2 protein-coding genes are annotated in these 2,278 nt (G+C 26.6%); both read left to right on the top strand.

All coding sequences use genetic code 11. The annotated features are described in order from the left end of the window. Positions 1-333 precede the first annotated feature (333 nt). Complete coding sequence (locus ACVFVN_RS14615; protein WP_456235853.1) at positions 334-771, top strand: hypothetical protein; 438 nt, start codon at positions 334-336, stop codon at positions 769-771. A gap of 226 nt (positions 772-997) precedes the next feature. Next, positions 998-1,579, top strand: coding sequence for a hypothetical protein (locus tag ACVFVN_RS14620; protein ID WP_456235854.1), 582 nt, complete (start codon positions 998-1,000; stop codon positions 1,577-1,579). Positions 1,580-2,278 lie beyond the last annotated feature (699 nt).

Consider the following 2,278-nt stretch of genomic DNA (forward strand, 5'->3'; position numbering starts at 1 on the left):
GTAATTATCCAAAGGTACCAATCGATCCAAACTTAAATCGTAAAATAATTGGGGTGTAAATTCTTTTTTGCCTTGCATAATAACAAGTTAAGAAATTTTACGTTATTCTAGTTGTGCAACAGGCACATAGGTTTTGCAAAATGCGGGGTTTAATCATTGATTGAAATTTCTTCAAAATATTCCGCAACTGCTTTTCATATTGTTTTTTTTGACTAAATTAGACAATCTGAAAAAGCATTTGCTTCGTTTCTGAATTCTTGAACTTCCTGTTCTTCGAATTCCCGCACTTCGCAAAGCCTTTTTCGTTAGCTGAAAGTTTTACCAAGATTCCGTATGAAATTAAAAGACAAAATTTATTGCAATAATATTGGTGTATATGAAGGTCAATTATCAAAACGTAAATCATATATTGTAGAAGAAATTAACTCTGAAAATATTAGAATCAAAAATGATGAAAACAAATTAAAATGGTATTCAAAGTTTTATTTTGAATTTGAAAAACAAGCAGAGATAAATTCAATCACTATAGATGATAAAATTCAAAATATAGATTGTGATTGTATTGAAGTAACAATTAAATTTGAAAATAATCTAAAATACTGGACAAGATTTATAACACCTAAATATTTATCTAAAATTCTTGAAAATCAAAATTATATTACAGGCAACAAATTGATAATTATAGAAAAGCTAACTAATGAAAATATTATCGAAATAATATATAATCTGGATTCAATTAATGAATTGATTGAAAATTGTAATATATATTAAAAAAACCTTCAGCTAACAAGGGTTTGGCGCAATGGCGGGTTAAGTGATTAATGAAAGTTTCGGCTTTCTATTCCGCAAAAAGCCAATTATATTGACTTTTTTCTTAAATTTATTCAATAAATTGGCTTTTGCTTACAGTGTCGCTAAATTGAAACTTTTCGCTTCAATTTCCGCCACTGTCGCCAAGCCCCGAAACGTTATGCGACATTTTACAAAAAGTACGTCTATGAAAAAAAAATTCAACATTTTTTTTATTTTTTTTATTTTTATAGGATGTAAACAAAATGAAAATAAAAATACTGAGATTTATAATAAAGAAAATAAAATCGTTGAAAATAATTTTGTTCCTAAATATGGAGATTCGTTTTTTCAGTTTGATGAAATTGAATATTATCACAATGAAATTTCTGAAGATGAAGCAATGGATTTATTTGATACACAAAATAAATCACAAATTGATAAATTAAAATTTGATATTATTATTGGTGAAAAACCTGAAAGTTTAAATAATTTAGAATTTATAAATTCATTAAGCCAAATTGGATTTACAAGATCTCAAATTAATCAATCTAAATTTAAAGAAATTAATCAAATTTTTACCGAAAAAACAGTTTATGAAAATTATGCAGCAGCTTGTGTTGCAGTTTATCGTGACATTCTTGTATTTAAAAATAATAAGAAAATTGTAGGATTTTGTAAATTATGTTTTGATTGCCGTTTATTCAGAATGATAGGAACAAATGCAAATACAGAAAACTTTGGTCAAGATGGAGATTTTGAGAAACTTTCCAACTTATTAAAAAATTAAAAAAAACGTCGCATAACATTGTATTGGCAAAATGCGGGGGAAAGTCTAAGTTGAGATATTCGATATATTTAGCCGCCGCTGCTTTTCATATTGTTTTTTTTACTAATTTTAACAAGATGAAAAAGCATCGGCTTCACGCAGTCTGAATTGAACTTTCAGTTAAATCCAGCCCGCACTTCGCCAATACTTTTTCCGTTACACGCAATAGATTAGCGCGTTTTCGGATAATAATTTCTCTTTTTTTAACATTGATATTTTAGGTTTTTATAAGAAAAAATTCAGTAGAAATATTGGGTTTAAAAAGTTCTTAAATTTTCGTGAAAACACTTTTCTCGACAAATATTTTTGCTTAAAATTTCTTAACGTTTTAAGCTTCTTCTATTCTTTTTTTTTATAATTGAAATTTTTCCCATTTGAAAAATTAAAAAATATCGAATTCAGAAACCATCATTGAAAGATTTGTCATTGTTTAATATTTTCATAAAAATAATTTCATTTTTTACGAATTTCCAATTTTACTTTGCGCAACAACAATCGAGAGAAATTTCAGATAATTGAGTTTTAAATTTTGTTGGAAAAATGCAGTTTGAAAACTGGTTAAGTTTCGTTTTATTCATCTGATTTATTTGTGATTTAATTGCTCATAATTTTTTAGAACTATTTTTCAGCGTTGAAAAGTTCTCATTTTCTACTGCGCGT

The organism is Soonwooa purpurea (genome assembly GCF_053891095.1).